The organism is Streptomyces sp. NBC_00859 (genome assembly GCF_045161865.1).
GTDB lineage: Bacteria > Actinomycetota > Actinomycetes > Streptomycetales > Streptomycetaceae > Streptomyces.
Genome location: NZ_CP108826.1, coordinates 7,377,052 through 7,402,477, shown reverse-complemented (window position 1 = coordinate 7,402,477; position 25,426 = coordinate 7,377,052). Strand labels below are relative to the sequence as shown.

32 protein-coding genes and 1 pseudogene are annotated in these 25,426 nt (G+C 70.7%); 12 read left to right on the top strand and 21 right to left on the bottom strand.

Annotated elements, in window-relative coordinates:
* Positions 1-44: 44 nt before the first annotated feature.
* Both pepE and OG584_RS32645 read left to right on the top strand, forming a co-directional pair.
* Complete coding sequence (gene pepE / locus OG584_RS32650; RefSeq protein WP_405783249.1) at positions 45-773, top strand: dipeptidase PepE; 729 nt, start codon at positions 45-47, stop codon at positions 771-773.
* 159 nt (positions 774-932) lie between these two features.
* Entirely contained in the window at positions 933-1,580 is a 648-nt protein-coding gene (locus OG584_RS32645; RefSeq protein WP_405783248.1) for a phosphatase PAP2 family protein, read from the top strand.
* A gap of 18 nt (positions 1,581-1,598) precedes the next feature.
* On the opposite strand, the gene crcB is transcribed toward OG584_RS32645, so the two are convergent.
* Together crcB and OG584_RS32635 are read right to left on the bottom strand one after the other, a co-directional pair.
* Positions 1,599-1,973: a fluoride efflux transporter CrcB gene (gene crcB, locus OG584_RS32640; protein ID WP_405783247.1), complete on the bottom strand. Its 375-nt coding sequence runs from the start codon at positions 1,971-1,973 to the stop codon at positions 1,599-1,601.
* 64 nt (positions 1,974-2,037) lie between these two features.
* Positions 2,038-2,532, bottom strand: a complete 495-nt coding sequence (locus OG584_RS32635) for a fluoride efflux transporter FluC (protein ID WP_405783245.1) — start codon at positions 2,530-2,532, stop codon at positions 2,038-2,040.
* Between the two features lie 283 nt (positions 2,533-2,815).
* Between OG584_RS32635 and OG584_RS32630 the strand changes: the two genes are divergently transcribed.
* Entirely contained in the window at positions 2,816-3,490 is a 675-nt protein-coding gene (locus tag OG584_RS32630) for a DedA family protein (protein WP_405783243.1), read from the top strand.
* 18 nt (positions 3,491-3,508) lie between these two features.
* On the opposite strand, the gene OG584_RS32625 is transcribed toward OG584_RS32630, so the two are convergent.
* Together OG584_RS32625 and OG584_RS32620 are read right to left on the bottom strand one after the other, a co-directional pair.
* The gene (locus OG584_RS32625) at positions 3,509-4,810 is read right to left on the bottom strand and encodes a PP2C family protein-serine/threonine phosphatase (protein ID WP_405783241.1); all 1,302 of its coding nucleotides are present in this window, start codon (positions 4,808-4,810) and stop codon (positions 3,509-3,511) included.
* A 29-nt stretch (positions 4,811-4,839) separates the two neighbouring features.
* On the bottom strand, positions 4,840-5,664 hold the full coding sequence (locus OG584_RS32620) for a hypothetical protein (RefSeq protein WP_405783239.1): 825 nt from the start codon (positions 5,662-5,664) through the stop codon (positions 4,840-4,842).
* A gap of 232 nt (positions 5,665-5,896) precedes the next feature.
* Between OG584_RS32620 and OG584_RS32615 the strand changes: the two genes are divergently transcribed.
* Complete coding sequence (locus OG584_RS32615; protein ID WP_405783238.1) at positions 5,897-6,193, top strand: hypothetical protein; 297 nt, start codon at positions 5,897-5,899, stop codon at positions 6,191-6,193.
* A gap of 97 nt (positions 6,194-6,290) precedes the next feature.
* On the opposite strand, the gene OG584_RS32610 is transcribed toward OG584_RS32615, so the two are convergent.
* Together OG584_RS32610 and OG584_RS32605 are read right to left on the bottom strand one after the other, a co-directional pair.
* The gene (locus tag OG584_RS32610; RefSeq protein ID WP_405783236.1) at positions 6,291-6,935 is read right to left on the bottom strand and encodes a DUF305 domain-containing protein; all 645 of its coding nucleotides are present in this window, start codon (positions 6,933-6,935) and stop codon (positions 6,291-6,293) included.
* 101 nt (positions 6,936-7,036) lie between these two features.
* A complete protein-coding gene (locus OG584_RS32605) occupies positions 7,037-7,480 on the bottom strand; it encodes a hypothetical protein (protein ID WP_405783234.1) in 444 nt (147 codons plus the stop codon).
* A 281-nt stretch (positions 7,481-7,761) separates the two neighbouring features.
* On the opposite strand from OG584_RS32605, the gene OG584_RS32600 reads away from it, so the two are divergent.
* Together OG584_RS32600 and OG584_RS32595 are read left to right on the top strand one after the other, a co-directional pair.
* Complete coding sequence (locus tag OG584_RS32600; protein WP_405783232.1) at positions 7,762-8,778, top strand: cation diffusion facilitator family transporter; 1,017 nt, start codon at positions 7,762-7,764, stop codon at positions 8,776-8,778.
* A gap of 179 nt (positions 8,779-8,957) precedes the next feature.
* Positions 8,958-9,224: a heavy-metal-associated domain-containing protein gene (locus OG584_RS32595; protein WP_405783230.1), complete on the top strand. Its 267-nt coding sequence runs from the start codon at positions 8,958-8,960 to the stop codon at positions 9,222-9,224.
* A 97-nt stretch (positions 9,225-9,321) separates the two neighbouring features.
* Here OG584_RS32595 and OG584_RS32590 read toward each other — a convergent pair whose 3' ends face one another.
* On the bottom strand, positions 9,322-10,236 hold the full coding sequence (locus OG584_RS32590) for a hypothetical protein (protein WP_405783228.1): 915 nt from the start codon (positions 10,234-10,236) through the stop codon (positions 9,322-9,324).
* 628 nt (positions 10,237-10,864) lie between these two features.
* On the opposite strand from OG584_RS32590, the gene OG584_RS32585 reads away from it, so the two are divergent.
* From OG584_RS32585 to OG584_RS32565, 5 genes are all read left to right on the top strand, one after another.
* A complete protein-coding gene (locus tag OG584_RS32585) occupies positions 10,865-11,920 on the top strand; it encodes an acyl-CoA dehydrogenase (RefSeq protein ID WP_405783226.1) in 1,056 nt (351 codons plus the stop codon).
* Complete coding sequence (locus OG584_RS32580; protein WP_405783224.1) at positions 11,917-12,681, top strand: PIG-L deacetylase family protein; 765 nt, start codon at positions 11,917-11,919, stop codon at positions 12,679-12,681. The genes OG584_RS32585 and OG584_RS32580 overlap by 4 nt, the downstream gene beginning before the upstream one ends.
* Entirely contained in the window at positions 12,678-13,295 is a 618-nt protein-coding gene (locus tag OG584_RS32575) for an SAM-dependent methyltransferase (RefSeq protein ID WP_405783222.1), read from the top strand. Before OG584_RS32580 ends, OG584_RS32575 begins: the two co-directional genes overlap by 4 nt.
* The gene (locus tag OG584_RS32570) at positions 13,292-14,014 is read left to right on the top strand and encodes a glycosyltransferase (RefSeq protein WP_405783220.1); all 723 of its coding nucleotides are present in this window, start codon (positions 13,292-13,294) and stop codon (positions 14,012-14,014) included. Before OG584_RS32575 ends, OG584_RS32570 begins: the two co-directional genes overlap by 4 nt.
* Positions 14,015-14,121: 107 nt before the next feature.
* Entirely contained in the window at positions 14,122-14,430 is a 309-nt protein-coding gene (locus tag OG584_RS32565; protein WP_405783218.1) for a DUF6479 family protein, read from the top strand.
* Positions 14,431-14,610: 180 nt separating this feature from the next.
* Here the strand turns inward: OG584_RS32565 and OG584_RS32560 are convergent, their stop codons facing one another.
* The 12 genes and pseudogenes from OG584_RS32560 to OG584_RS32505 all read right to left on the bottom strand — a co-directional run bounded on the left by OG584_RS32560 (position 14,611) and on the right by OG584_RS32505 (position 23,413).
* Positions 14,611-15,429, bottom strand: coding sequence for an MBL fold metallo-hydrolase (locus tag OG584_RS32560; protein ID WP_405783216.1), 819 nt, complete (start codon positions 15,427-15,429; stop codon positions 14,611-14,613).
* Positions 15,430-15,473: 44 nt separating this feature from the next.
* The gene (locus OG584_RS32555; RefSeq protein ID WP_405783214.1) at positions 15,474-16,781 is read right to left on the bottom strand and encodes a PP2C family protein-serine/threonine phosphatase; all 1,308 of its coding nucleotides are present in this window, start codon (positions 16,779-16,781) and stop codon (positions 15,474-15,476) included.
* 269 nt (positions 16,782-17,050) lie between these two features.
* The gene (locus tag OG584_RS32550; protein WP_405783212.1) at positions 17,051-18,880 is read right to left on the bottom strand and encodes a complex I subunit 5 family protein; all 1,830 of its coding nucleotides are present in this window, start codon (positions 18,878-18,880) and stop codon (positions 17,051-17,053) included.
* A gap of 9 nt (positions 18,881-18,889) precedes the next feature.
* Positions 18,890-19,234 carry a sodium:proton antiporter gene (locus tag OG584_RS32545; RefSeq protein WP_405783210.1) on the bottom strand — a complete coding sequence of 115 codons (345 nt, stop codon included), beginning with the start codon at positions 19,232-19,234 and terminating at the stop codon, positions 18,890-18,892.
* On the bottom strand, positions 19,231-19,992 hold the full coding sequence (locus OG584_RS32540; protein WP_405783208.1) for an MnhB domain-containing protein: 762 nt from the start codon (positions 19,990-19,992) through the stop codon (positions 19,231-19,233). Before OG584_RS32540 ends, OG584_RS32545 begins: the two co-directional genes overlap by 4 nt.
* Positions 19,973-20,305, bottom strand: coding sequence for a Na(+)/H(+) antiporter subunit B (locus tag OG584_RS32535; RefSeq protein WP_405783206.1), 333 nt, complete (start codon positions 20,303-20,305; stop codon positions 19,973-19,975). Before OG584_RS32535 ends, OG584_RS32540 begins: the two co-directional genes overlap by 20 nt.
* A complete protein-coding gene (locus tag OG584_RS32530) occupies positions 20,302-20,622 on the bottom strand; it encodes a cation:proton antiporter (protein WP_405783204.1) in 321 nt (106 codons plus the stop codon). Before OG584_RS32530 ends, OG584_RS32535 begins: the two co-directional genes overlap by 4 nt.
* A 1-nt stretch (position 20,623) precedes the next feature.
* Complete coding sequence (locus OG584_RS32525) at positions 20,624-20,914, bottom strand: monovalent cation/H+ antiporter complex subunit F (RefSeq protein ID WP_405783202.1); 291 nt, start codon at positions 20,912-20,914, stop codon at positions 20,624-20,626.
* Positions 20,911-21,399: a hypothetical protein gene (locus OG584_RS32520; RefSeq protein WP_405783200.1), complete on the bottom strand. Its 489-nt coding sequence runs from the start codon at positions 21,397-21,399 to the stop codon at positions 20,911-20,913. Before OG584_RS32520 ends, OG584_RS32525 begins: the two co-directional genes overlap by 4 nt.
* A 203-nt stretch (positions 21,400-21,602) precedes the next feature.
* Positions 21,603-21,866, bottom strand: a pseudogene (locus tag OG584_RS32515) (PLP-dependent aminotransferase family protein); the annotation flags it as partial.
* An 81-nt stretch (positions 21,867-21,947) separates the two neighbouring features.
* A complete protein-coding gene (locus OG584_RS32510; protein WP_405783198.1) occupies positions 21,948-22,859 on the bottom strand; it encodes an alpha/beta hydrolase fold domain-containing protein in 912 nt (303 codons plus the stop codon).
* The gene (locus OG584_RS32505) at positions 22,856-23,413 is read right to left on the bottom strand and encodes a quercetin 2,3-dioxygenase (RefSeq protein WP_405783196.1); all 558 of its coding nucleotides are present in this window, start codon (positions 23,411-23,413) and stop codon (positions 22,856-22,858) included. The genes OG584_RS32510 and OG584_RS32505 overlap by 4 nt, the downstream gene beginning before the upstream one ends.
* A 111-nt stretch (positions 23,414-23,524) precedes the next feature.
* Between OG584_RS32505 and OG584_RS32500 the strand changes: the two genes are divergently transcribed.
* On the top strand, positions 23,525-23,974 hold the full coding sequence (locus OG584_RS32500; RefSeq protein WP_405783194.1) for a MarR family winged helix-turn-helix transcriptional regulator: 450 nt from the start codon (positions 23,525-23,527) through the stop codon (positions 23,972-23,974).
* Positions 23,975-24,093: 119 nt separating this feature from the next.
* Here OG584_RS32500 and OG584_RS32495 read toward each other — a convergent pair whose 3' ends face one another.
* Complete coding sequence (locus OG584_RS32495) at positions 24,094-24,330, bottom strand: DUF5133 domain-containing protein (protein WP_405783192.1); 237 nt, start codon at positions 24,328-24,330, stop codon at positions 24,094-24,096.
* Positions 24,331-24,357: 27 nt separating this feature from the next.
* Positions 24,358-25,248 (bottom strand): RNA polymerase sigma factor SigF, encoded by an 891-nt coding sequence (locus OG584_RS32490; protein ID WP_405783190.1) that lies wholly within the window; start codon positions 25,246-25,248, stop codon positions 24,358-24,360.
* Positions 25,249-25,426: the final 178 nt, after the last annotated feature.

The window sequence follows — 25,426 nt, the reverse complement described above, 5'->3', positions numbered from 1 at the left end:
CGGGCCCACCGGTCCCACTTCACCCTCTCCGAAAGAGCGCCACCGTGAACCTGCTCCTCCTGTCCAACTCCACCCAGTACGGACGCGGTTACCTGGAACACGCCCTGGACACCGTCACCGGCTTCCTGCCGCAGGGCGCCCGACTCGCCTTCGTCCCCTACGCGCTGGCCGACCACGACACGTACACCGCACGCGTGCGCGGCGCCCTGGAGCCGGCCGGAATCTCGGTGCGCGGTGTCCACGAGAACAGCGACCCGGTGGCCGAACTCGCCGCCGCCGACGCCGTGTTCATCGGCGGCGGCAACTCCTTCCGGCTGCTGAGCGCGCTGTACCGTACGGGCCTGCGTGACGCCGTACGCGAGGCCGTGCGCGGCGGGCTTCCCTACATGGGTGCCAGCGCGGGCACCAACATGGCCGCCCCCACACTCCGCACCTCCAACGACATGCCCATCGTGCAGCCGCCCTCCTTCGACGCGCTGGGCCTCGTGCCCTTCCAGATCAACCCCCACTACCTGGACCCGGACCCGGACAGCACGCACAAGGGCGAGACGCGCGCGGAACGCCTGACGGAATTCCTGGAGGAGAACGACGTTCCCGTGCTGGGGCTGCGCGAGGGCAGCTGGCTGCGCGTGGTGGGAGCGGCGGCCACGCTCAGCGGGGAACGTCCGGGTGTCCTGTTCACCCGGAATGCGGCTGCTCAGGAGCTGCCGGTGGACACCGACGTATCCGGCCTGCTGGCGGGCGAGCCCCACTTCGACTCGCCCGCCCTCTGAGCGGTACCCGCCGCCGCTGTTGGGCGAGATGTCACCCGGCGTCCATGATTTGGCTCGCTTCGGGGCACCGTCTACAGTCCTGTAGATAGACCGAGCCCGTGGCCACCGCACCTCTCCCGCGGAGCGGGCAGCCCCGACCGAGCCCGGGAGTTCCGCCTGATGACCGCTGTCCCCCCGGTGCCCCTGGCCTTCGACGGCTCACATATCGACGGCTCGCTGTTCACCACCGTCACGGACCTCGCGCGGGACACCAGGTGGCTGAACGGCCCGGTGGAGTGGTGGACCACCGTCGGCCTCGGCGTGTTCGCAGTCCTCATGGTCGTCGGCTGGTGGCAGGCCCGGCGCCGCGACAGCGCGTCCATGGCACTGGCGCTGGCCGTGCCGGTCAGCGTGGTGGTCGCCTTCGGCGTGGCCGAGGTGGTGAAGAAACTCGTCTCGGAGGTCAGACCGTGCCGCTCGGTGCCCCACGCGTTCATCGTGGAGACCTGCCCGGTCCCGTCCGACTACGCCTTCCCCAGCGGTCACACCACGACAGCCGCGGCCACTGTCGCGGCCCTCTACCTGCTGAACCGGAAGCTGTGCGCCGTCGCAGCGCTCTTCGCGCTCTTCGAGGGCTTCACCCGTGTCTACGTCGGCGCCCATTACCCCCATGACGTCCTCGGCTCGGCGCTCCTCGCTCTGCCCGTCGCCCTTCTGACCAGTCTGGCTCTGCGCCGCCTCGCCACCCCATTGGTCGAGCGGCTGCGCACGGGCGTACTGGCCCCCGTCCTGACCGCCGGGGCGGCCGGGGCGCACGCCGCCGGCTGACAACGGTGCACCGGAGCCTCACCCCCAGGCCGCCTGCGCGACAAGGGCTCCGGCGAACGCCGCTCCCAGACCCGCCACCACACTCGCCACGACGTTGACAGCGGCGAGGAAGCGGGCCCCGTCCTGGGCCAGCCGCAAGGTCTCGTACGAGAACGTCGAGTACGTGGACAACGCCCCGCAGAGCCCTGTCCCGACCAGCAGCTGCACCTGGGACGCCGCCGCCCCGGCGGCTACCGCGCCGGTGACGAGCCCCAGGGTGAGGCAGGCGGCCACGTTGACGGCGAAGGTTCCCCACGGGAAGAGGGTGTCGTGGGTCGACTGGATCCTCCGGTCGGTGAGATAGCGCAGCGGAGCGCCGACCGCGGCTCCGACGATCATGAGCAGCCAGTCCAACGTTCCTCACCTTCGCGGTCGGTACGGGAGACGGCCTCGCGGATGCCCACGGCACCGTCGCGGGTCATCGCCGCCTCCGGGTGACGAGACGGCGGGTCAGCGTGGCCGAGCCCCCGACGGCCGCCAGCGCCGAGAACAGTGTCAGCGCCAGACAGCCCAGTGCGGTTCGGGCGTGTCCGTCTTCGGCCAGACGCCGGATGTCCACGGTGTACGTGGAGAAGGTGGTGAAACCGCCCAGGACTCCGGTACCGAAGAAGGGGCGCACGAGCCGGTGGGGCGTCCGGCCCTCGGTGACGAGCACCATCAACACCCCGATGAGGGCGCAGCCCAAGGTGTTGACGGCGTACGTCGTCCAGGGAAAGGCCCCGTCGGCGGTGGGCCACAGGAGCGAGGCACCGTACCGCGCGGACGCCCCGGCGACACCGCCGGCAGAGACCGCGGCCAGGACCGCGCCCTGAACGGCGGGCCGCGGCTCGTCACGCTGTACGGGTACGTGGAATCCGCCGTCGGGACCAGCCCCGGCGATATCTCCCACCGTCGTAACGGGGGTCTTCGGCATGCGGTTCTCCTACTCGGCGGACACGGCGCGCGTCAGGGCGCACCATCGCAAGTAGGGACCGTCGGCGGCACGATCACCGCAGTTCGGGTACGGCGGGCCCCACCGCCGCGCGAGAGGCCACCGGCCTTCCGCTGTCCGGATCATACCGTGCGGCACCGTGCCGGCCCCCGGCGCCTGCGGCCCCCGTGGTGCGGAACAGCGCGTCGGCTGACAGCCTCGGACACCAGGCCCTGCGGTGTGCGAGGACCGCGGGGAACTGCAGAGGATCGAGGAGGACGCCCCGGTGGGCACGATCACCGACTGGCTGGCAGGGCTGTCCGGAGCGGCCGTCTACGCCGTCGTCGCCGGGCTGGTCTTCTGCGAGGACGCGCTGTTCTTCGGCTTCGTCATCCCCGGCGAGAGCGCAGCCGTCATCGGGGGTGTGCTCGCCGCGCAGCACCAGGTGTCCATCTACTGGCTCGCCCTGATCGTGGTCGCGGCGGCCATCGCCGGCGACTCCGTCGGTTACGAGATCGGCCGCAGGTTCGGTCCGAGGCTGCTGGCGGCACAGTCCCTGCGCCGCCACCGGAGAAGCATCGAATCCGCCCGGGACCTGATCCGTCGCAGAGGACCGGTGGCGGTGTTCCTCGGCCGTTTCGTGGCGTTCTTCCGTGCGGTCATGCCGGCACTCGCCGGCGCCTCGGGCATGCGCTACCGGACCTTCCTGCTCTTCAACGCGCTGGGCGGGCTGGTCTGGGGTGTCGGCTTCACCCTGATCGGTTACGCCGCGGGAAACGCGTACAGCAGCATCGAACGCTTCGTCGGCCGGGGGGCCGCCCTGGTGTTCGTGGCGCTGGTCGTCGTCGTACTCGCGATCCGGTACGTCCGGCGGCGCCGCAGGGACAACGGCGGCGAGGACGGGGCGGACGGCCCGGCGGACGAGGCCGACAGCACGGGTAGTGGCACCTGGGACGACTGAGCGCCGGGTGCTGCCCTCCTACAGTTCGGGGGGAACGCGCAGCGCCAGGACCGCGATGTCGTCGAAGTGGCCGTCCGTGAGCCGCGCCAGCAGCTCGTCGCAGAAGGTCTGGAGCGGCTCCGCCGCGAGATTGGCGGCGTGCTGACGCAGCCTGGTGAACCCCCGCCCGATGTCCTCGCCGGGCCGTTCGATGAGCCCGTCCGTGTACAGCAGCAGAGTGGAGCCCGGTTCCAGCACGGTCAGCGCGTCTTCCCGCTCGATGGCGGGATCCACTCCGAGAACCGGGGCCAGCCCCTCCTCCAGCAGCCTGCTGCCGTCGGCGGTGCTGGTCAGCAGCGGTGGCGGGTGCCCCGCGTTGGTCCAGTGCACGAACCACGGCCCGGTGGGGGGCGTATAGACACGTGCGATGACGCCCGTCACCAGTTCGGTGGTGCTCAGCCCCTGCATGACCCCGTCCAGCCGGCGCATCACACCGGCCGGTGAGTCTCCGCTGTCGTACGCCAGCGACCTCAGCATGTTGCGCAGCTGTCCCATCCCCACCGCGGCGGTCAGGTCATGTCCGACGACATCGCCGATGGCCAGCACGGTGGAGCCGTCGCAGAGCCTGAAGGCATCGAACCAGTCACCGCCGACCTCGGCCCCCTCCCGCGCCGGCACATACCGCGCGGCGAGTTCCAGGTGCTCGATTCCCGACAGGTCGGGGAGGAGCGACAGCTGCAACTGCTCGGCCGTGCGCAGCTGGATGGCGTACAGCCGGGCGTTCTCGACCGCGAGTCCTGCCCGGTGGCCCAGGTCGGCCGCGAGGGAGGTCTCCTCGTCGCCGAAGGGTTCGGTGGATGCGGTACGGATGAGGCTGAGCGCGCCGAAGACCTCTCTGCGCACCTGGAGCGGCACGATGAGCACGCCCGTGGCGTCGAGCGCACGGTAGAGCTCCAGCTGTGCGGACTGGAGGGGGCCGACCGCCGTATGCGTTCCGAAACCGGTCACCGCCACCGCTCCGGCACCACGGAGCACCCGCGCCAGCGGTGCGTCGAAGTCGTCGGACCAGGGGAGGCTCTCCGGTGGCTGCGGCAGTTCCCGTGCCGGGTCACGCTGGACCACGGTCAGCCGGCGCACTCCGCCGTCGACGACCAGATCCACCACGCACGCGTCGGCCACCTGCGGGACGATGAGCCGTGCCAGCCGGTTGAGTGCCTCGTCCGCGTCGAGAACGCTGGACAGAGCCGTGCTCGCGTCGGACAGCAGCCGCAGACGGGCGGTCGCCCGCTCAAGATCCTGTCTGACCGCCGCGAGCCGGTCCTCCGCGTCGTCTGTGGGCACACGGCCAGTGTGCACGACGGACACCGGGATCACATGCGGCCCTGCCAGGAGAGCGTCTGGTTGGAGGTCGTGTCCCACTGGTTCAGGATGCCGTCCCAGTCGTGCATCGGGGCGGTGGTGAAATCGGCGAGCGGGGACTGCTGGTCCCAGGGAGCCTGCTGGTGGGCCGGCTGTTGCTGGGCAGGGTAGTACCACTGCTGCGGCTGGGCAGGGGCCGACGGCTCGGCGCCGGCGCCGCCGCGGCGATGGCGCCCCGAGCGGTCGGCGGGAGGCGGCGCGGCGTACGTGAGACGGCCCTGGGCCTCCAGATACCGCGCCCTCGCGACGAGGTGGGAGAGGTCGAGACCGAGCTCGTTGGCCAGTACGGAGAGATCGACACCTGTGCTCCAGGCGCCGACAAGAACGGCGTCCACAGCGGGCGAGGACGCAGGCTCCTGGACCGTGTCGTCGGGGACACCGGGCGGGACGTGCGAGGGGCGTGGAGCCGGGATGGTGACGTGGAACGGCTGCCCGGCCTCCAGATCCGGCTGGATCTGACCGCTGTCCGCGCAGTCGGCCGGGGGCGGCGGCTCAGGCTGCTCGGCGTCGCGCTCCGCCAGGAGTGCCTGTGCCACCGCCCTCGCGTCGTCCTTGCCCACAGTGCGCCGGGCAAGGCGCACTTCACGCTCGGTGAGCCCCAGCAGCCCGGCCACGGTCCCGTCGCTTCCCAGCGTCACCGCGAACGCGGCAAGCGTCCGCGTACGCACCGCGTGTCCCTCGTCGAGTGCGCCCTGGGCACGGCGCACCTCCTCGTCATTCGCGCAGAACGCCTGTGCCAGCACGGCATGGCGCTCCCACAGCTCCCTCGGATCCATGCCCGTATCAACGTGCTATCACCCATTTTGAAGCTACTTCAGAATGGATTGCACCGTAAAAGGTGAAATCCCAGTTTATCGTTCCGTTCCATTTGAGTTACCCCAGCGGACAGCGGTCGTTACGCCCGTCATGAACGCACGCGCGCCCGCTACCACCACGGCCAGAGGCTCAGCGGTATTCATTCCGCCTCCCGCACACGCCCATCGGGCACCCACCGCCCCACCGGCCTCCGTGCCGCAGCCGACGGCGCCTCAAGTCCCCCATCCGTCGCGCGGGGGACAGTCCGGCGCGCACGCACGCGGCAGGACCGAGAGCCAGACACCTCTGTACTACGAGCTGGCCGCCCAGTGGACGGCCCGCGGCGCCACGGTGCCGGGCGCCCCCGACCCCGAATGGCAGCGCCTGGTCTCCTACCAGTCGCTTCTCTTCGAGGTCGAGTCCGTGCTCAGAGATCTGCGCCCCCACCGGGCGCCGGAGACACTGCCACGCCCGCAGCAACCGGCGCCCGGCGGAGGCCGGGGCAGGTAGAGAGGCCTACCGGTCCTGCGGGCGGCCCGTTCCGGGCCTCTGCGACGAGGGGCCCGGAACGGGGATCACGAACGGCTGGTCGCGGGGCGCGGAGCCCTCAGAGCCGGTCGAGGATCTTGTGCATCGTGCCGATTTCGGCCTGCTGAGTCCTCACCACAGCGCCGGCGAGCTTCCTGGCGGCGGGGCTACGGCCGTTCTTCCGCTCGTCGCCGGCCATGGTGACCGCGCCCTCGTGATGCCCGATCATCAGCTCGGCGAACCTCCTGTCGAAGTCCTCGCCCTTGGCGGCCTTGAGCCCGGCCATGGCCTTGCCGGACATCATGCCCGGCATGGCGGTTTCGCCCCCGTGGTCCATGCCCGGCATACCGTGATCCATGGACGGGGAAGGGGACTTGCCCCACGACCTCAGCCAGCCCCGCATCGTGTTGATCTCAGGCCCCTGGGCCTTCTCGATGTCCGCGGCCAGGCTCTTGATCTCCCGGTCCGATGCCCGGCCGTCGGCCAGTTCGGCCATCGACACGGCCTGCTCGTGGTGCGGGATCATCATCTGCGCGAACGCAACGTCCGCTTCGTTGAAGCCACCCGGCACGGAGGCAGTGGCGCTGCTCCCGTGCCGCGTTCCGGGCATGGACGAATGCTCGGTGCCGGAGCCGCAGGACGCGAGCGCGAGGGCAAGAGCAGCGGCGACGCCTGCGGCGGCGGCGACACGGCGACGTTCCGGGAGATACAGGAAAACAGACATGTCAGGTCTTTCCGGGTGTGCGCGTACCCCTGGGGCACGCGCAGTGAGCAGGGCCCGTTGCCGGCGCCCGGCCTCGTCGGCCGGGGGCCAGCGCGGCCCTGTCACGCTCGCGCGACGCAGACCCGTAGCAGCAGACTTCTCCCGCTTATCGGTGGCCCACGCCGGCAGGTCCGCCCCGCGCGCGCCGGCCTGCCGGGGAGCGACCGGGCGGCCGGGGCCGCCGGAGCGGCCACGCCCATGAGACCGGCCGACCTCAGCGGGGTGAGGTCGCGTGCGGGGGTCGAGACGCACACCGCCCCGCGCATGCCCGACTCGGTCGTGGACCGGACCGCGGGTCCGGGGTGGGCCGCCGCCGGGATGGCGGCGGAAGGCACCATCGCGGAATCATCGTGGCCGCCCGGCATGACGGCGTCCATGGACATCGCCCCGTGACAGCCGCCGGCAGCGGCGGCCGGAGCACCGTGCATGAGGAACAGGCCGAGCAGCACCGCGCACACCGCGAGCAGTAGGGCGGTGCGCCGCCCGCGTGCGGCTCCGGTGTCCACTGGCTCTCCCCGCTTCCGCCGTGCCGGCTGGGCCGTTCCGGGCGACGCGTGGCCGCCACCCGGCGGTACGATACCCCTGCAAGGTATCCCGCGTCCGACCGGCCCTCACCGCCGGGCAGTGCAGCTGCGGGACGCGCGGACCGGGCCGGACACCGGAGCGCCCGCCGGGACGGCAAGCAGGACGGTGTTATCGACACTGGTAACCGACATCGATGCAGGCTTTGCACCGGCGGCCCGTACTGGGGTTCACTGCCCCTCTTCGACCGCACAGGGGGCATGACGTGAGCAGCCACGACCACGACGGACATCCGGACACGGGCGACCACGGGCACAGCCACGGCGTGGCCCAGGACGCGGACCGCCGCTGGCTCGGCGCCGCCCTCACGCTGATCGTCGGCTTCATGGCCGGTGAAGTCGTCGTCGGCCTGACCGCCCACTCGCTGGCTCTGATCTCCGACGCCGCACACATGCTCACGGACGCCGCGTCCATCGTCCTGGCGCTGATCGCGATGCGTCTGGCGGCCCGCCCCGCCAGAGGCGGGTACACGTTCGGCCTCAAACGCGCCGAGATCCTCTCCGCCCAGGCCAACGGCATCACGCTGCTGCTGCTCGCCGTCTGGCTGGCCTACGAAGCCGTGCAGCGCCTGATCGCCCCGCCCCCGGTCACCGGCGGCCCGGTTCTCGTCACGGCACTCGTCGGCGTCGTCGTCAATCTCCTGGCCGCCTGGTGCATCTCCAAGGCCAACCGCACCAGCCTCAACGTGGAGGGCGCCTATCAGCACATCCTCACCGACCTGTACGGCTTCATCGCCACCGCCATCGCCGGCGTGATCGTACTGACCACCGGCTTCTCCCGCGCCGACGCCCTCGCCACCCTGGTCGTGGTGGCCCTCATGCTCCGCGCCGGCACCGGCCTGGTCCGCGCCTCGGGGCGCATCTTCCTCGAAGCTGCCCCCGCCGGCACCGACCCCGACATCGTCGGTGATCAGCTCGCCGCCCAGGACGGTGTCGTGGAAGTCCACGACCTGCACGTGTGGCAGATCAACTCGGAGCAGACGGCCCTGTCCGCACATGTCCTCGCCTCTCCCGGCGGCGACTGCCATGCCCTGCGACGCGATCTCGAACAACTGCTGGAGAACAAGTGGGCCATCACCCACACCACACTCCAGGTCGACCACGCACGCGCCACCGAACGACACCAGGACGTCACCCTCTCCCCTGCCCCGCCGGACGAGAGCGGGCCGCACTGCGAGGACTCCCACGGCCCCATCCACCACGCCGGGCCCCACGACCACTGAACCTCCCGGAGTGCCGCGCCCCGCGGCGTGAGACAGCCCGCAGGGCGGATCCCGGCCGGCAGGGCGCCGACACACGGGAATACCCCCCTCGGGTACGGTGTCGGTGTCTTCGGAACGCGCCGGGGAACCCCTCACCCCGTCCGGCGCGCACGCACACAGCAACCCGTAAGGAAGAAACCATGGCCTCCCAGACAGACTCCGGCCCCAGCACCTCGACCGGCGTCGCGGGCAACGCCGTCACCACCACATTCCAGGTGACCGGCATGACCTGCGGTCACTGCGAAGGCGCCGTGTCGGAGGAGATCTCGGCCATCGCCGGTGTCACCTCCGCCGAGGCCGTCGCCTCGACCGGCCGGGTGACGGTCACCTCGTCCGCCGCACTGGACGACGAGGCCGTCCGCGCCGCCGTCGACGAGGCAGGCTACGAACTCGTGGGCCGCGTCTGACGTTGCCCCGTCCGCCCGGAGGCCCCGGGTGGCAGGCGGTCGGCAGGGCTGCGGGTACGGCGGGTACCGACAGCCCTGCAGGCCGGCCGGAGTGCGCCTACATGCCGTTGAAGTAGAGATCCACCTCACCGTTCGAGCTGCTGCCGTTGACGACCTTGGTACCGGCAGCGGAACTGTCGCCGGTCCACGCGATGGTGGGGGGTGCGGTGTGTCCGGGCTGGTCGGTCAGGTCGATGTTCTTCATCGCCACATCGGGTGCATCCGGGTTCTTCGACGCGTCTCCGTCGGTGTACGGCTCGAAGCACTCGATGACACCGTCGGCGACACTGGTCCGGTTCACGGTGACATCCGCGGACGGATGTCCGGCGAACGACTCCTTGTAGGTGTAGGTGCCGTTGCCCTGCGAGACGTAGTCGATTCTGCCGGTCAGCGACGCGCCGGGCGCGACACTCAGATAGGTGCCGTGCGCGTACTTGCCGCCGACGTAGTACCAGTTCGCGATCTGGTAGGCCGCGGTTCCGTTGCCCCACTGGAGCACCGGCTGCAACGCACCGCCGGCCAGCCCGTTCCAGATGAAGTATGTCGTCGTGCTGGTCGAGTCCGCAGGTTTGGGCGGCACCGTCCAGGTGGTGCTGAACGACTGGATGTTCTTCTGGCCCCAGTCGGCCGGGCAGTTGCCACCCAGACCGGCATCGTCCGTCCGGGCCGCGATACCGGCCCGCGCACGCAGGCTCGCGGCATGACGGTAGGGGTCGGCCGAGGCCGGGCCGGTGGCCGCCGCGCCGAGGCGGGCGAGGACGGTACGGCTGCGCAGGTCCACCTTCTCCACCTGCCCGTCGACCACTTCGAGGCTCTGGTGGTTGTCGACCTGCACGACGTCGGACTGGGGTACGCGTCCGTAGGGTGTGAGGACCGTCTTTTCCGGCGCGTGCGCCGAGGCAGGTGCGGCGAGGGCCGCCGCGCCAAGTGACGCCGCAGCAATTAATGCGGCGATCCGGAACGTCGTGGGCATGGTGTCTCCCGTCCGGAGTGCAGCGGTGAGCGACCGCACGCCCCGTCGAAGCGGCAGCGGAATCCACGCCGGCCCGCGCACTCGCTATGTCGATTTCTGCTCGAAACGAGCCATTACCGAGCGCGATGCGTCACGTAGGCTATGGCCTGGACCAGCACCTGCCAAGATGAGTCTTTGTGGACTTGTCGTGAAGACTGCGGCCACCGGCAGGGCCCCGCTCCGCCCTCCAGGTCCGCGCCCGCGAAGGCGGCGGCGGACGGGCGTGACGGCACACGGGCCTGTGCCTGCCTCCCGTACCCGGTGGGACCGGCTGCGTCGAAATCCGCCGGAAGCAGTGCTTGCATCACGCCGCGGGGGGCACTCGGAGACAGCGAGCCGACTCCGCGACCACATGTCACAGTACGAGGGTCGACCGCGCCTGAGACGCCCGAAAGCCCAGCCCTCGCCCGCGGAGCCACCGCGCAACTGAGGGTGTGTGCCGTACGGCATCTGTTACCTGTCACGGCAGAGGAGACCGACATGCACCGAACCCCCGGCCGGCCCTGCCGGAATTGCCTCGTCCGAGCAGCACCGGCGGGCAGAGACCAGCCTCATACGAGTTCGCTTTCGTACGCGAAGGGGAAATCGGATGGGTGAGGCCACCACTCCGCTGGAGCCCGGAATCGAATGGGACGGCGAACTGGACGAGGATTCCGGAATAAGCCCGGGGGCGGCCCGCCGGGAAACCGCGCAACGGTTTTCCGCCGTTGTGAAGGACATTGCCTGCGGCACGCTGGAATTTCCCCTGCCCGGCGCCGGAAATACCGCCCGCCGACTGACTTCCCTTTGGTCCGTCGCCCAGGAGGACCTCTGTCTGGCGCGACTCGTGGAAGGTCATGTCGACGCGGTGGCCATCCTCGCGGAACTCCGGGGCCCCGCTCCCGGCACCGGCGAACGATGGGGTGTGTGGGCGGCTGAACCGCCCGGTGAAGGCGTCACCGCCACCCGTACCGAAGACGGCTGGCTCCTGAACGGTCTCAAGCAGTACTGCTCCGGGGCCCACAGCTGCACCCACGCCCTCATCACCGCTACCGCCGAGGAGGGCCGACGGCTCTTCGCCGTCAGCACCGACGGCCCCGGCTGCCGGCCGGTGAAGGGCACATGGCAGGCGATCGGCATGGCCGGCAGCGACACCCCCGACGTACGGATCAGGGATCTGCCCGCCGTGCCCGTCGGCGGCGTGGAGGCTTACGTACAGCGTCCGGGGTTCCAGCACGGCGGCATCGGTGTGGCCGCCTGCTGGTACGGCGGCGCGCTGGCGGTCGCCGACACCCTGAGGAGCGCGGCACATCGCAGGACGGACCCGCACGCCGACGCCCATCTGGGCGCTGTCGACATGCGGCTCCACGCGGCGGGTGCCCTGCTGCACCAGGCAGCGGCCGAAATAGACCGGGACCCCCTGGACAGCGGAGGAACGGCCAGGGTGCGCAGTCTGCGCGTGCGCGCCTTCGTCGAAGAGGCGTGCAGCGCGACGCTGGCCCACGTGGGCCGGGCCACCGGTGCCGGCCCCCTCTGCCACGACCTGCGCCACGCCCGCAACGTCGCCGATCTGGGCGTCTATCTCCGCCAGCACCACGCCGAGGCCAACCTCGCGGAGCTCGGCGGCCTCGTCGCCCGCCCGGAGCCCGAGGAGGACCTCCGATGACGCGCGGAGAGCGGGAGCCGGTGCCCGATCCGATCCAGGCACCGGGTACCGAGGAGAGCGAGTGGCGGGCGTGGGCCGGATGGGACGCGCTGCCGGAGTTCAGGCTGCCGGCCGCTGGACGCGCTGTCGTGGTCGCGGCGCACCCCGACGACGAAGTCCTGGGTTTCGGCGGCTCCATCAGCCTGCTGGCGGCCGCAGGGCTCGACCTGACGGTTGTCACCGTGACCGACGGAGAACGCTCCCATCCCCACAGCCGCGTGGAGACCCCCGAATCGCTCGCGCGCATACGCGCCGAGGAAACGCGCGCCGCGCTGGACGACCTCGGGGCCGCAGACGCGGACATCGTGCCGCTTCATGTCCCGGACACCGAGGTGGCCCGCCACGAGAACCGTGTCGCCGGCATGCTTGCGGACGTAGTGGCAGGGGCCGTCCTCTGTGCCGCGCCCTGGGCCGGGGACATCCACCCCGACCACGAGGCCGCGGGCCGTGCGGCACTCGCCGCCTCGGACACAGCCGGAGTGCCCTGCCTGCACTACCCGGTCTGGATGTGGCACTGGGCTCGCCCCGGCGACCCCCGGGTGCCCTGGGCGGATGCCGCCCGCATCCTTCTGCCGCCTGTGGCGGTGGCCCGGAAAACCGCGGCGATCAACCGTTTCACCAGCCAGATCAGCCCGCTCGGACCGGCGCCGGGCGATGCCGCGATCCTGCCGCCCGAGGAGATCGCCCATCATCTGCGCTCTGCGGAGGTGGTGTTCCGGTGAGCACACCCGCTTCCTACTTCGAAACGATGTACGAGCACTCGGCCGACCCGTGGCACCTGGCCGAGCGCTGGTACGAGCGCCGCAAGTACGACCTCACCGTCGCCGCCCTCCCCCGGCCCCGGTACCGGAGCGCCTTCGAACCGGCCTGCTCGGTGGGCGAGCTGACGCTGCGGCTCGCTGAACGGTGCGACGCGCTGCTCGCGTGCGACCGGGTCCCGTCCGCCGCCGCCACGGCGGCGCAGCGTACTGCCGAGTGCTCCAACGTAACGGTGGAGCACCGGGTTCTGCCCGAACAGTGGCCGGACGGCACCTTCGACCTCATCGTCCTTTCCGAGCTGCTCTACTACTTCGACCCCGCTGCGCTGGACCTTCTGCTGCGGCACTCGGTCCGCGCGCTGGAGCCCGGCGGCACACTCATCACCGTCCACTGGAACCATCCGGCTGACGGTCACCTGGCCACCGGGGACGATCTCGCGCCGGTCCTCGCGCGGGTGCCCGGTCTGACGCTGACAGCCGACCACCGCGAGGACGACTTCGTCCTGCAGACATTCGGCCGGCTGGGCCCTGACGGCGCCCGGCCGCCGTCGCCGGCCGGGCGGGAAGGGCTGACATGAGGCCGGAAGCGATCGCGGTGCTCATCCCCGCGCACAACGAGGAAGGGCTACTGCCCCGTGCTCTCGCCGCGGTCAACGCTGCCGCTCGTCACCCCGCCCTGGCAGAACTGCGCGTGCTGACGGTCGTGGCAGCCGACGCCTGCGTCGACGACACGGCGGAGGTGGCCAGGAGAGCGGGTGCCGACGTGCTGCACCTGGAATCACGGAACCCGGGCAGAGCCCGCGCGGTCGCCGCACAGCACGCCATGGCCGCGCTGGGGGCTCCCGCCGACGTCACCTGGCTCGCCTCCACCGACGCCGACAGTGCTGTTCCGCACGACTGGCTCGCGTTCCAGCTCTCCCAGGCTCGCGCCGGCTGGGCAGCCGTGGTCGGCACGGTGACGGTGACGCACTGGCCACCGGTACCCGAGCTCGCCGACCGTCACCGTCGGCTCTACAACGCGTCACGCCCCGCACGCGGACTGCCCTGGCGCCACCCCCACGTCCACGGCGCCAACCTCGGGGTGGCCGCCGACGCCTACCGGCAGGTCGGCGGCTTTCCCTCTCTTCTGTCGGGCGAGGACCACGCGCTTGTCAGCGCACTGGAACTCGGCGGCCACCGGGTGCTGCGCACTCCGGCCTGCCCGGTCGAGACGTCGAGCCGACTGCACCCCCGGGCGGTCGGCGGTTTCGGCGACGACCTGGCCCGGTTGGCAACGCGAACCGGGCCGGTGGGTTGATGCCGGAAAACACCGGCGAAGCCGTTCCAGGACGGCTTGAATCACGCCGTCGTCCGGCCTGCGGGAAAGCGATGTTATCGGCCTCCGCTTCCGGGTAACCGCCTCGTATGGCTTCTCACTTGGAAATTTCCGCATCACCAGGATTGAGCGTTGTCCTCTTCCCGGTCGCCGGTCTTGTCGTGGTCGGCGTCCTCGTCGCAGCCTTTCTCTGGGGCCGCAGGCTCAGTGCGCGCGAGTCCCCCAAGCCGCTCCCCGAGGAGCAGCCCCAGCAGCCGAAGGGCGGTCCGGTCTTCGAGACCAGCGAATTCCCCGAGCCGCGCGCGGTACCGCGCCGGCAGAACGGCCGTCTCACGCCCCATCAGATGAAGGGGTACGGCCGTACGCGAGCGAGCGAGCCGGGAAACTACCAGGAGTAGGACGCGAACTCCATGAGGGCGCCGGGCGCCACCGTGCAATTCATTGATTCGTACCGTACCGCGTGCTTGCCGACCCGGATGTGGCACAGGACCGGCGGCAGCGATTCCCACTCCACCCACTCCTGACAGGGTTCTGCCCTCCCGGCCGACCCGGACCAGGGCCGCCGGTCTGAAGTCCTCTCAGCCGGGCGGCCGTTCACCTCGAAGCCGCGCGATGTAGCGGTCGGCCGAGCGCCGGACCGCCGCGGCCCCGTCGCCGACCACGACGCGTCCCCACCAGCCTCCGTAGACACGGTCGAAGGAGAAGCGCTCGACCCGGCGGGCGATGTTCTCGACGGTGGGTCCGTCGAGGGGAATGAGGTTGGGGAAGCTCCACATGAAGCTGACCCAGCGGCGGTCCTGGACGACGGCGACGGTGTCGCCGGTCAGCAGCGCGCCTCTACCTGCGGCCCCGGCGGGCCAGTGCAGCACCGAGGCACCGTCGAAGTGGCCTCCGATCCGCGCCAGGGTGACTCCCGGGACGGGTTCGATGTAGTCGTCGAACAACTCGATCCGGTGCGAGGGCCGTTGAATCCACTTCGCGTCCGCGCGCGGGATGAGGACACGGGCGTCGAAAGTCTCGGCGAAGTCGATGTTGGCGCCGTAGAAGTGCGGGTGGGACATGCAGATCGCATCGATTCCGCCCAGACCGACGATCTGCCGCCTCGCGGCATCGTCGAGCAGGGGCACACAGTCCCACAGGACATTGCCGTGCGGCGTGCGGACCAGGAGCGCACGCTGGCCGATCGCGACCGACGGTCGTACACCGATGCCGACCAGGTCCGGCTCCTCCTCCCGCAGTTCGCAGGAGTGGTCGATGGCCAGCTCGCCCGTCGTGGTCCAGCGCTGCCCCCCGGGGCCGACGTACTGACGCTCGTCCTCGCAGACCGGACAGTGCGCCGGTGGCTGTCGCGTGTCCGGGTACTGCACACCGCAGGTCACACAGATCCAGGCAGACATACGGCCGGGTCTCCTCTCTTCCCACTGGCACCCCTCAGGGCCCGTCAGTCCTCGCGGGTCCCCTGAAGTCCTTCTGCCGCGCCGTCGGCCTTCCATACTTCCGCGTGTTTCCCCACGTCTGCGGCGTGTCGGTGTCCCGCCGCGGACTCGGCGGGTCCGGAGCCCGGTTGCACGGGTGGCCGCCATTCGATCAGCAGGATGGTGGCGTCGTCGCGGAGTGTGTCGCTCTGGCGCTCCAGGATGGAGTGGATCAGCTGCCGGAGCGCTTCGGAGGCGAGCGCCCCCGCCGAGGTGGCGCGGATGATGGATCCGGTGAAGCCGGTCAGCCCGAACTCGTGGCCGTCATCGATACGGGCTTCGGTGACGCCGTCGGTGTAGAGCAGCACTCGGTCCCCTGGCTCCAGCGTCACCTGATGGACCTCCCGCGGTGTGCCGGCCAGCTTGGCCGGCGCACCCATCGGAGGCTCTCCCGGGTATTCCAGCGCGTGGTCGAGCACCTGCTGATCGCGGATGAGCAAGGGCGGCGGGTGACCGCAGTTCACCCAGTCCAGGACGCCGCTGAGCAGATCCAGCCGCACGGCGATGCCGGTGCAGAACTGATCCGGCAGCCATTCGGCGAGCACCTCGTCGACCGTGTCGACACACTCCTGCAGCCCGGCTTCATTGCGGCGGGCGCTCCTGAAGCCGGCCATGGCGATCGCTGTTGTGAGTCCGGACGCGAGGTTGTGGCCCATGGCGTCTAGGATCACCGCGTGCAGCGTCGACTCGGTCAGCGAGTGGTCGAAGGCGTCCCCGCCGAGCTCGTAGGCGGGTTCGAGTACCGCGGTGGAGACAGCCCATTCGTTTCCGATGGTGCGCGGCGGCAGCAGGGCGCGCACCATTTCCGCCGGGAGGGTCATCGTGCCGCTGCGCGCCCGCTGCACGAGCCGGTCGCTGAACGTGCGCTTGGATGAGATGACCATCGCGAGGATCGAGGCCAGAGCTCTGCAGCGGTCCAGCAGCGTGCTGTCCAGCGAGTCCGTGTGCACACCGATGACACCGAGGCGCTCCACACCGTCGACCAGAGGGAGCCAGGCGGTCAGCGCGCCGTCCGCGGTCGCCTCCACGCGCAGATCGAGTGCGCGGTACGCACGGCCCGCCCGGGTCCGGTCGACGAGGAGCTGCTCTCCCCCGGAGAGCGGGGTCAGCCGGCGCTGCTGAAGGTCGACCAGGTAGACGACGACCTTGCGCACACCCAGTTTCGTGGCGTAGCTGTCGACCAGGGACGGCAGCTTCGTAGGCGCCGTGGCGTGCACTGCGTCCAGGAATTCCTGCAGCAGCTTCTCCCCGTGGCCGACTTCGGGCCCCGTCATCCCTGGCATCCGCCCGGCCGCCCTATGGCCGCGTCGCCGGGAGCGGGCGGCGGCCGGAAGACGTTGCCCGATGCTGGGAGAATCTGTTCGCAGAACATGGTGGGTCTCCACGGAAGGCGGGCCAGGACCGAGCGCCGCCAGGCCGGCGGACCGGTACCGAGCAGGCGCGGGGCATGCTGTCCTCCAGCCAAGTCCCCATCAGGTCACCGGCGCCATTCCGGCTGGACCATACGGCGGACGCGCGGACAGCAGCCCGGTCGGACCACCCGTCACACCTGGCTGCCGACAGCGACGAGCAGGGCTGCCATGCCGACCGTCAGCCACATCAGGTAATCGCCGAGCAGCCCTGAATGCAGGCGGCGCAGGGGTACGACCAGGTGGTGCCCGGCGCCCCGGAGCGCATGCGAGGGACGCCAGACCGCCGCGCAGGCCATGGCAACGGCGAGTCCCGCCGACAGCAGGCCGAGCAGGACGCCCGGCAGAGTCCAGATCGCCTCGGGCGCGGCGGCGGCAGGAACGCCGGCGCCGCCGTGCCGGACACTCGCGAGGTATCCGGCGTGATCGGTGAAGGCCCGCGCCCCCTCGGCGACGGCGGCCGCGACGGAGGGCACCGTCCCGACCGCCAGACAGAGGGCGATGAGGACCGCAGGTACCAGCGTCATCGTGCGGGGCACCGGCCGGCGGGGGTCACGCACCTCGGGCTCCTCCCCCTCGCCGCTGGTCTCCAGGTCCGCGTGGGTACGCCGGGGGACCGGCCCCGCCCCGAAGAACACCCGCAGCCCGGCGCGGAGCACGGCAGCGCCGGTGACCGCTGACACCAGTACGTACAGGGCGGGCAGCCACGGCCCGCTCCCGCCTGCCGCGTGCTCGGCGAGTGATTTGCCCAGCCCGGTACCGAAGGGCGGAAGCCCGGCGAGCGCCAGGCCCCCCGCGAGGAAAAGCGCTCCGGTTCCGCGCAGTTCACGGCCGCGGCCGTGCAGCGCGTGCTCATCGACGGACCCGTATCTGTCCAGCAGAACGCCCACAAGACCGAACAGTGCGGCCTTCGCTCCGGCGTGCCCTGCGACGTAGACGGCTGTGCCCGCCGCGCCGTCAGGACCGAGCAGGCCCAGGCCCACCAGGAACAGGCCGGTATGGCCGATGGTGGAGAAGGCGAGGAGCCGCTTGAGGTGCCGCTGCTGCCAGCACATCACCGCTCCGACGACACCCGTCACCGCCCCTGCGGCGACCATGGTGTGCTCGAACGCGTCCGGCGGGATGCCGTGCTGTCCGGCGAAGACGACGTGGTAGATGCGCACGGTTCCGTACACGCCGAGTTCGACCATCACTCCGGACATCAGCATGCAGACCGGGGTGGGGGCGACGGCATGGGCGTCGGGCAGCCAGAAGTGGAAGGGGACGATGGCAGCTTTGACCAGCATGCTGGTGGTCACCAGGACGAACGCGGTGACGAGGAGGGGGTCGGCCCGGTGCCCGGAGAGGTGACTGCTGATCTGAGCCATGCCGAGTTCGCCCGTTCGCGCGTAGAGCAGCCCGATACCGAGCAACGAGGCGTACGCGGCCAGGGAGTTCACCACGCCGAAGGTGAGAGCGCCGTGCAGCGGCCGGGGATCCTCCACATGGAATCCGGTGAGGGCGTACGCGACCACACCCATCAGCTCGAAGAAGACGAAGGCGTTGAAGAGGTCCCCGGTGAGGGCGAATCCGCACATGCCCGCCTCGAAGAGCAGCAGCAGTGCGGGGAACGCTCCGCGGTGGCGCTCGGGAGGTTCGTCGAAATACCGCCATGAGTAGGCCAGTACGGCCACGGTCAGTACCGAGACGAGCAGCGCCAGGCCGATACCGAGCCGGTCGCCGACCAGAACGATCCCGACGCTCTCCCCGCCGGTCATGGTCCAGCCGCCCGACCAGGACACCACTCGTCCGCCGCCGGCGCGCAGCCACTCCAGCAGCAGCCCGGCGCACGTGGCGGCAGCGACGGCGAGTGCCAGCACATCGTTGACGGTGCGGGGCAGCAGACGCCCGACGACAACGAGCAGCGCCGCGCCCAGCAGGGGCAGCGCCACGGTGAGGGGCAGCAGGTCGGCGGTACCTGGCACGGGCCGCACTCAGCCCTTCAGGCCGGTCAGGGCCTCGGGGTCGAGGGTCCCGGTGCGCTTGCGGATCTGGATGACGAGGCTGAGCAGCAGGGCCGTCACCGTCGCTCCGACGACGACATCGGTAAGGACGAGCGCCTGCACGACGGGGTCGACCACGACGGAGCTCAGGGGGATGTCCGCGAAGACCGGTGCGGTGCCACCCCGGCGGTACCCCACGGCGAGCAGCAGGACGTACGTGGACGACTGGGCCACGGCCAGGCAGCCGACGGCGTGCACGAGGTTACGGCTGGTCACCATGCCGTACACACCGACGAGGAAGATCCATCCGGCCGCGAGAAAGGGCAGCGTGGTCACGATTCCTCCTGCGGATGTTGTCCGTCGTCGGGCGGGGACGAGATCTCGACTGCCTGGTCCAGGAACTGCGCGAGCAGCACGATCACCCCGGAGGCCACCTCCACCCCCACAGCCGCGTTCACCAGGGGTACGAGGCCGCCGGACGAAAGCTGGTTGAAGGTGCCCAGCGGAAGGGTGTTCTCCAGGTACGCCCCGCCCGCGATCAGGCCCGCCAGACCGAGAACGGTGAACGAACCTGCCGCCACGGCGTCCAGAGCCCCGTACAGAGCCAGCGGGCGGACGCGACGCAACACGCGGTAGTCGGCCGCCAGGTACGCCAGGTGCAGGCCGGTGGCCAGTACGACGCCGCCCTGGAATCCCCCACCCGGTGTCAACTGGCCGTGCGCCACCACGTAGATGCCGACGAGGACCGTCACGGGCAGCAGGCCCGCTCCGAGCAGCAGGGTGGACGGCATCACCCACTGCGGCTCGGGGTCCTCGCGGTCCTCGTCGCGGGCGCGCCGCAGGAGCACCACGGCGCCCAGTACAGCCGCGAAGAGGATCGACTCCTCCCCCAGGGTGTCCAGGGCCCGCTGGTCGAAGTTGATGGAGGAAATGACGTTGGCCGTGCGCTGATGAATGGCAGCGGCGACCGACCGGTCACCGTACGGATGACTGCGCGCGCCGAACGGCGGGAGTCCGGTGCACGCGGCGGCGAACGCGACCGCCACCACGGTCGCAGCGGCGAAGAAGACGCCTTTACGTACCGTCCTGGTCACCCGCCGCTCCCCCCTTCCGGTCGTCGCGGCCACCCCGGCCATCCCGGCCGTCGCCGCGCGGCAGCCGGCGCGCCTTGCGCACCGTCAGCAGAATGAGCAGCGGGGTGAGCGCACTGCCCACCGCGAGTTGCGACAGTGCCACGTCGGGCGCCTGGACAGCCAGGAACAACACGGCCAGGCACAGCCCCAGGGCCGACAGCACCACCGCCTGACGCACCGGGTCACGGGTGAGGGCGGCGCAAGTGGCCGCGACCGTGACCAGAAGCAGGGAAACAGCGACCAGGAAGTCGACACCGCCCGCGGCGCCGCTCACGCCGGAGGTCCCTGCTCGGCGCCCGGAGGTTCGTGTCCGGTGGTCTCCCCGATGGTGCGGGCGATGGAGATGGTGACCACTGGGCCCGTCACCGCCATCACAGCGGCGATGAAGAGAAACTTGACCGCCGTGCGGCCGGGTCCGGCGTCCACCGCCAGCGCGAGGCAGATCAGCGGCAGCCCGAGGGAGGTGGCGGGAGCGAGCGCGTGCAGTCGCGCGTACGGCCCCGGAAGGACGAGCAGTGCGAGCACCGACAGCACGAGGGCGGCCGACCCGCAGCACATCAGGGCCACGGCACAGATCTGACGGATGTCCACGTCACCTGCCCTCCGTCCGCGAACGGCCCGGCAGCGGCCGGGCTCCGCCGGCCAGGCAGCGGCAGAAAACGAGCGTGCCCGCAGGTGACAGCACCGCGAGCACCAGGGCGAGATCGGCGTACGCGGGGCGGCTCAGTCCGCGCGAGACCAGCAGGAACACCGCGGCCGCCACAGCGCCGCCCAGGGTGATCCCGGTCAGCCGCTCAGCGGGTTCTCCCCGGCAGGCACGCCACAGACACGGCCCCATCCCGGTGGGCAGCAGGACACAGGAGGCCAGCAACCAGGCATTCACGAAACGTGCCTTCCCGGCAGCGCCCGCTCCACGCCCGAAACGGCGCCACCGAGCAGATGCAGCGTCAACTCCGCTTCACCGCCCCGGCCTCCCTTCTGGCTGATGTCTATGACGCACGCGCCCGGACTCGCCGCCAGCAGCACCGCCGCCCAGCCGGGGCTCGCCCCCGGCTCCAGACGGAATGCCGCCCTGCGCCCGGTGGAGCCCCGGCCGGACATGACGCCGGCGACCGCGCACGCGAGCTGCCCGCACTCGCGCAGCAGCGTCACGGGGAAGGCCGCCCCGGCCGCGAGCAGCCCTCGCACGGTGCCCCGCGGCCGCTCGACCCGCCGCAGCGCCTCAGCGGCGATCGCACCGAGGAGCGCCGCGAGGCCGCCGACCACAAGTTCCAGCGGCGAGACGGAGGAGATCAGCACTGTGTAGAGCAGGAAGAGCAGCACCCACCAGGTCAGCAAGGACAGTACGGTCACCGCGCCACGGGCCATCCCGGTCGCCTCCTGAAAGTCGTGGAACCTCCTGGTATACCGGCGGCCTCCCGCCGGCACCGTTCCGCTGACAGGACACGCCAGTTCATGCCCTCCGATGCCATCTGCCCTGCGCTCGAAGCGGTACTCACCTCGCGCGTGCGTACACACCGTGCCCCGGACGCGGGCCGGCGCACGGCGAAGCGGAGGCTCCTCGGGACTCGTCAGTCGGAGACGTGGTCGTCCGGGGCGGAGCGGGCGAGTTCCGCCAGGACGGCCAGAGCCTGCGACAGGACGTCGATGCGTGGTGTGGCCAGACCCAGTCTGACCGCGCTGGGAGCGCGGTACTCGCCGACGGCGAACGCCGCCGCAGGGGTGACCGCGATGCCGTGCCGGGCTGCTGCGGCCACGAACATGTCGGCCCGCCAGGGGCGCGGCAGTTCCCACCAGCAGTAGTACGAGCGGGGATCACTGCGTACCGCGAACCCGGCCTGACCTCAACTGTCCCGCGGCCGACCCGGACCGGGCATCCACCGGCATCGGCCCGGGTCGGTGCGGCGGGCTGCACGTCAGGAGTCGCGCGACGGCCCGGATGCCGTCGCCAGCTTCGCGAACCGCAGCGAGTGGTCGAAGATTTCCTCGACCCGCGCACTGGGCAGGCCGTACCAGCAGTGGTCCGCGCCCGGCACGGTCCGGAGCTCCACCGGTGCGCCCGTCTCCCGCAGCCTGGTTGCGAGATCCTGGCTGTGCGAGCACGGGACCATGGTGTCCTCCTCTCCGTGGATCAGCAGAAAAGGAGGAGCACCCTCGTGGGCCAGGGACAGTGGGCTGGCGGCCCGAGCACGTTCCCCGGCCATGGCCGGGGGGCCGCCGAGCAACATGGCTTCAGGTGTACTGGCGGACTGCGGATCGTAGTGGCCCCGGGGGGCGGTCAGATCGCTGAGCCCGTACCAGACGACGGCACCTACGGGGGCCGGGGCGGTGTGGGTGAGAGCCAGCAGGGAAGCCAGGTGCCCGCCTGCGGAGTCGCCCCACACCACGGTCCGTCCGGTATCGAGACCCAGTTCGGCCGAGCGCAGCGTGAGCCAGGACAGCGCGGCGCGGAGGTCTTCGAGAGGGGCGGGGAACCGGGCTTCGCCGCTGAGCCGGTAGTCGGCACACGCAACAGCGATACCTGCCGCGGCGATACGCGCGAACGGCCCCGGAGACCAGTCACGCGTCTGCAGGCCCATGTCGTCCCGCCGCCCCGCACGCCACGCGCCGCCGTGCACGAACAGCACCAGGGGAACGGGAACAGTGCCCGCTCCGGTCCTCCCGGGGAGCCACAGGTCCAGTTCCAGCGGGCGGCTCCCCTCGACCCGGGCGAAGGGCACACCCCGCAGCATCCGTACGCCCGGCTCGCAGATGGCCGCGGCGGGGAGAGGCGCGATGTCCGGGTGGGGTGCGGGGATGGCCTCAAGGAGGGAACGCCGATCGGTCACCGGAAGCGCCACTGGTGGTCCGGGAGGAACTGGACGTCGTACTCCTGGGGGACGGTGGCGAACTTGCGCGGCTCGGGCACACAGGGCTCCTGTGGCAGCCCGACGGCCTCGGTGGGAGTGCCCAGGTTCTCGAAGAAGCGCTCGAACGTACCGCCGGGACCCGCGGCGACGCCGACGACTTGGCTGTGGTGGCGTTCCATGCGGTAGGCGTGCCTGCAGTTCTTGGGCACGAATCCGAAATCGCCGGGGGTCAGCAGTTTCTCCTGCTGCTCCCCCTCGGTGTCCTCGACGAAGAGCCGGACAGCACCCTGCGTGACGTAGAAGACCTCGTGGGTGTCGGTGTGCAGATGCGCTGGGATGATGTCGCCCTTGGGGCCTTCGACGGTGAAGAAGTTGAAGGTGTTCTCGGTCTGCTCGCCCCCCGCGTAGATCGTGATCAGGTCCCCGAACAGGTGGGCGCGGTCCCCCTCGCCCTTCTCGATGAAGTAGGGCTTTCCCGGGTCGGCGGGTATCCGTGACGCGCGCCGGTAGCGCGTGGCGTACTCGATGGTCATGACTCTCCTGGGAGCATCGACTAAGTGTCAGGTAGCCTGACATAAGAGATCGACGCACAGCAAGAGCGGCAGAAGATCCGTCCGGCCACCCGCCACCCTCGCGAGGAACAGATGCACCCCGCCGACCGCACCCTCCCCCGATTGCTGGGCGACGCCCGCCGCTGGTTCGACGAGGCGCTCCTTGCGGCACTGCGGCAGGCCGGCGCCTCGCCCGTCTCCCCGACTCATCTGGGCCTCTTCGCCGTCCTGGACCAGGACGGGACGACCGTGTCGGAGCTGGCCAGGCGGATGGGCGTGACGCGGCAGACCGCCCATCAGGCCACCCACAGCCTGATGGAACTCGGGCTGCTGGAACAGGTGCCCGACCCCGCTTCCGCCCGGCGGCGGCTGATCCGGCGCACCCCGCTGGGCGAGCGCGCCCACCAGCAGGCCACTCTCGTACTGGAACAGCTGGAGGAGGCTCTCGCCGAGCGCATCGGCCGGCAGGCGGTCACGGCCCTGCGCGCCGCACTGGAGGCCCCGTGGGGCCCGGCACCCGTCCTCGGCGCCCCCGAGGCATAGCACCGCCGGGGGCACCGGCCCGGCACGAGCCGCTCCCGGACTCGTTCGATCGGTACGGGCCCGGCGCGGGCGGTTCTCGGACATTTCGGGCGGCGGAGCCTCGCCCGGCAAGCCGTCCTTCAGGCTGTGAGCCCGATGTCCCCCCGTGTCCCTTCACACAGAGCGGCGGCGAGCTGCTCCTCCGCAACGATCAGGGCAGCTTCGGCCGTACGCGTACCGGTGGAGACACACAGCGTGTACGTGGCGTCCTCCAGCTGACGCCGCGTGGCGCAGGTGCCCTGGCCGGTATGCAGCGCAAGCACCTCGCCGTAGTGATCGACAAGTCCGCGCAGTATCGCGGGGTGAGCCCTCAGCACGACGGTCCTTCTTTCAGGGGTTGGCGGTCAGGCGAACATGCCGGTGCGCAGCTTGGTGAGCGTGCGGGAGAGGAGACGGGAGACATGCATCTGGGAAACGCCGAGTTCGGTCCCGATCTGCGACTGCGTCATCTCCTGGCCGAAGCGCAGCTGGATGATGCGTCGCTCCCTCTCGTCGAGCTCGTCGAGCAGCGGGGCCAGCGCGTGCAGGTTCTCCACGATCTCCATGCCGGGGTCCGGCTCACCCAGCACGTCGGCGAACGCGCGGGCCGAGGGCGCCGCGCTGTCGGTGCCGTCGACGGACAGGTCCAGGGAGCCCGCGGTGTAACCGTTGGCGGCGACGACGCCCTCGATGACTTCGTCCTCAGTGAGGTCGAGGTGGACCGCGAGTTCCTTGATGGTGGGGTCGCGGTCCAGACGGGTGCCGAGCTCGTCCTTCGCCTTGGCGAGTTCGATGCGCAGTTCCTGCAGCCGGCGGGGAACATGGACGGCCCAGCTGGTGTCGCGGAAGAACCGCTTGATCTCGCCGAGAATGTAGGGGATGGCGAACGTGGTGAACTCGACTTCCCTGGAGAGCTCGAACCGGTCGATGGCCTTGATGAGGCCGATGGTGCCGACCTGGACGATGTCCTCCGTGTCACCGCTGCCGCGGTTGCGGAACCGTGCCGCGACGAACTGCACGAGGGAAAGATTCATTTCGATGAGGGTGTTGCGCGCGTACTGGTGCTCCCGCGTGCCTTCCTCCATGCTCTGGAGCTGATCGAAGAACAGCTTGGACAGGGCGCGCGCGTCCTTCGGGGCCACCTTGCCCGCGTCCTCGATCCACGGCAGCGCCTGCCCGGCGGGGGACTCATCGGTGGCGGTCGATGCCTCGCTCCCGCGCGTCGCCCCGGTGGCCCGTTCGGAGATCAGTGACATATCGCTTCTCTTCCTCGCTGGTCGTGCACGCTTCCCAGTAGTGGCACTTCCCCCACTTGGAGATGCCACACCGGCTCACGCGATTTTTCTTGTCGCGCGGAAACAGTTGTTGCTGTGCAACGTATGATGAGGCGAAGAGTGCCAGGCCAGCGCCGGTCGCCGGCCCGTCCTCGCGGCC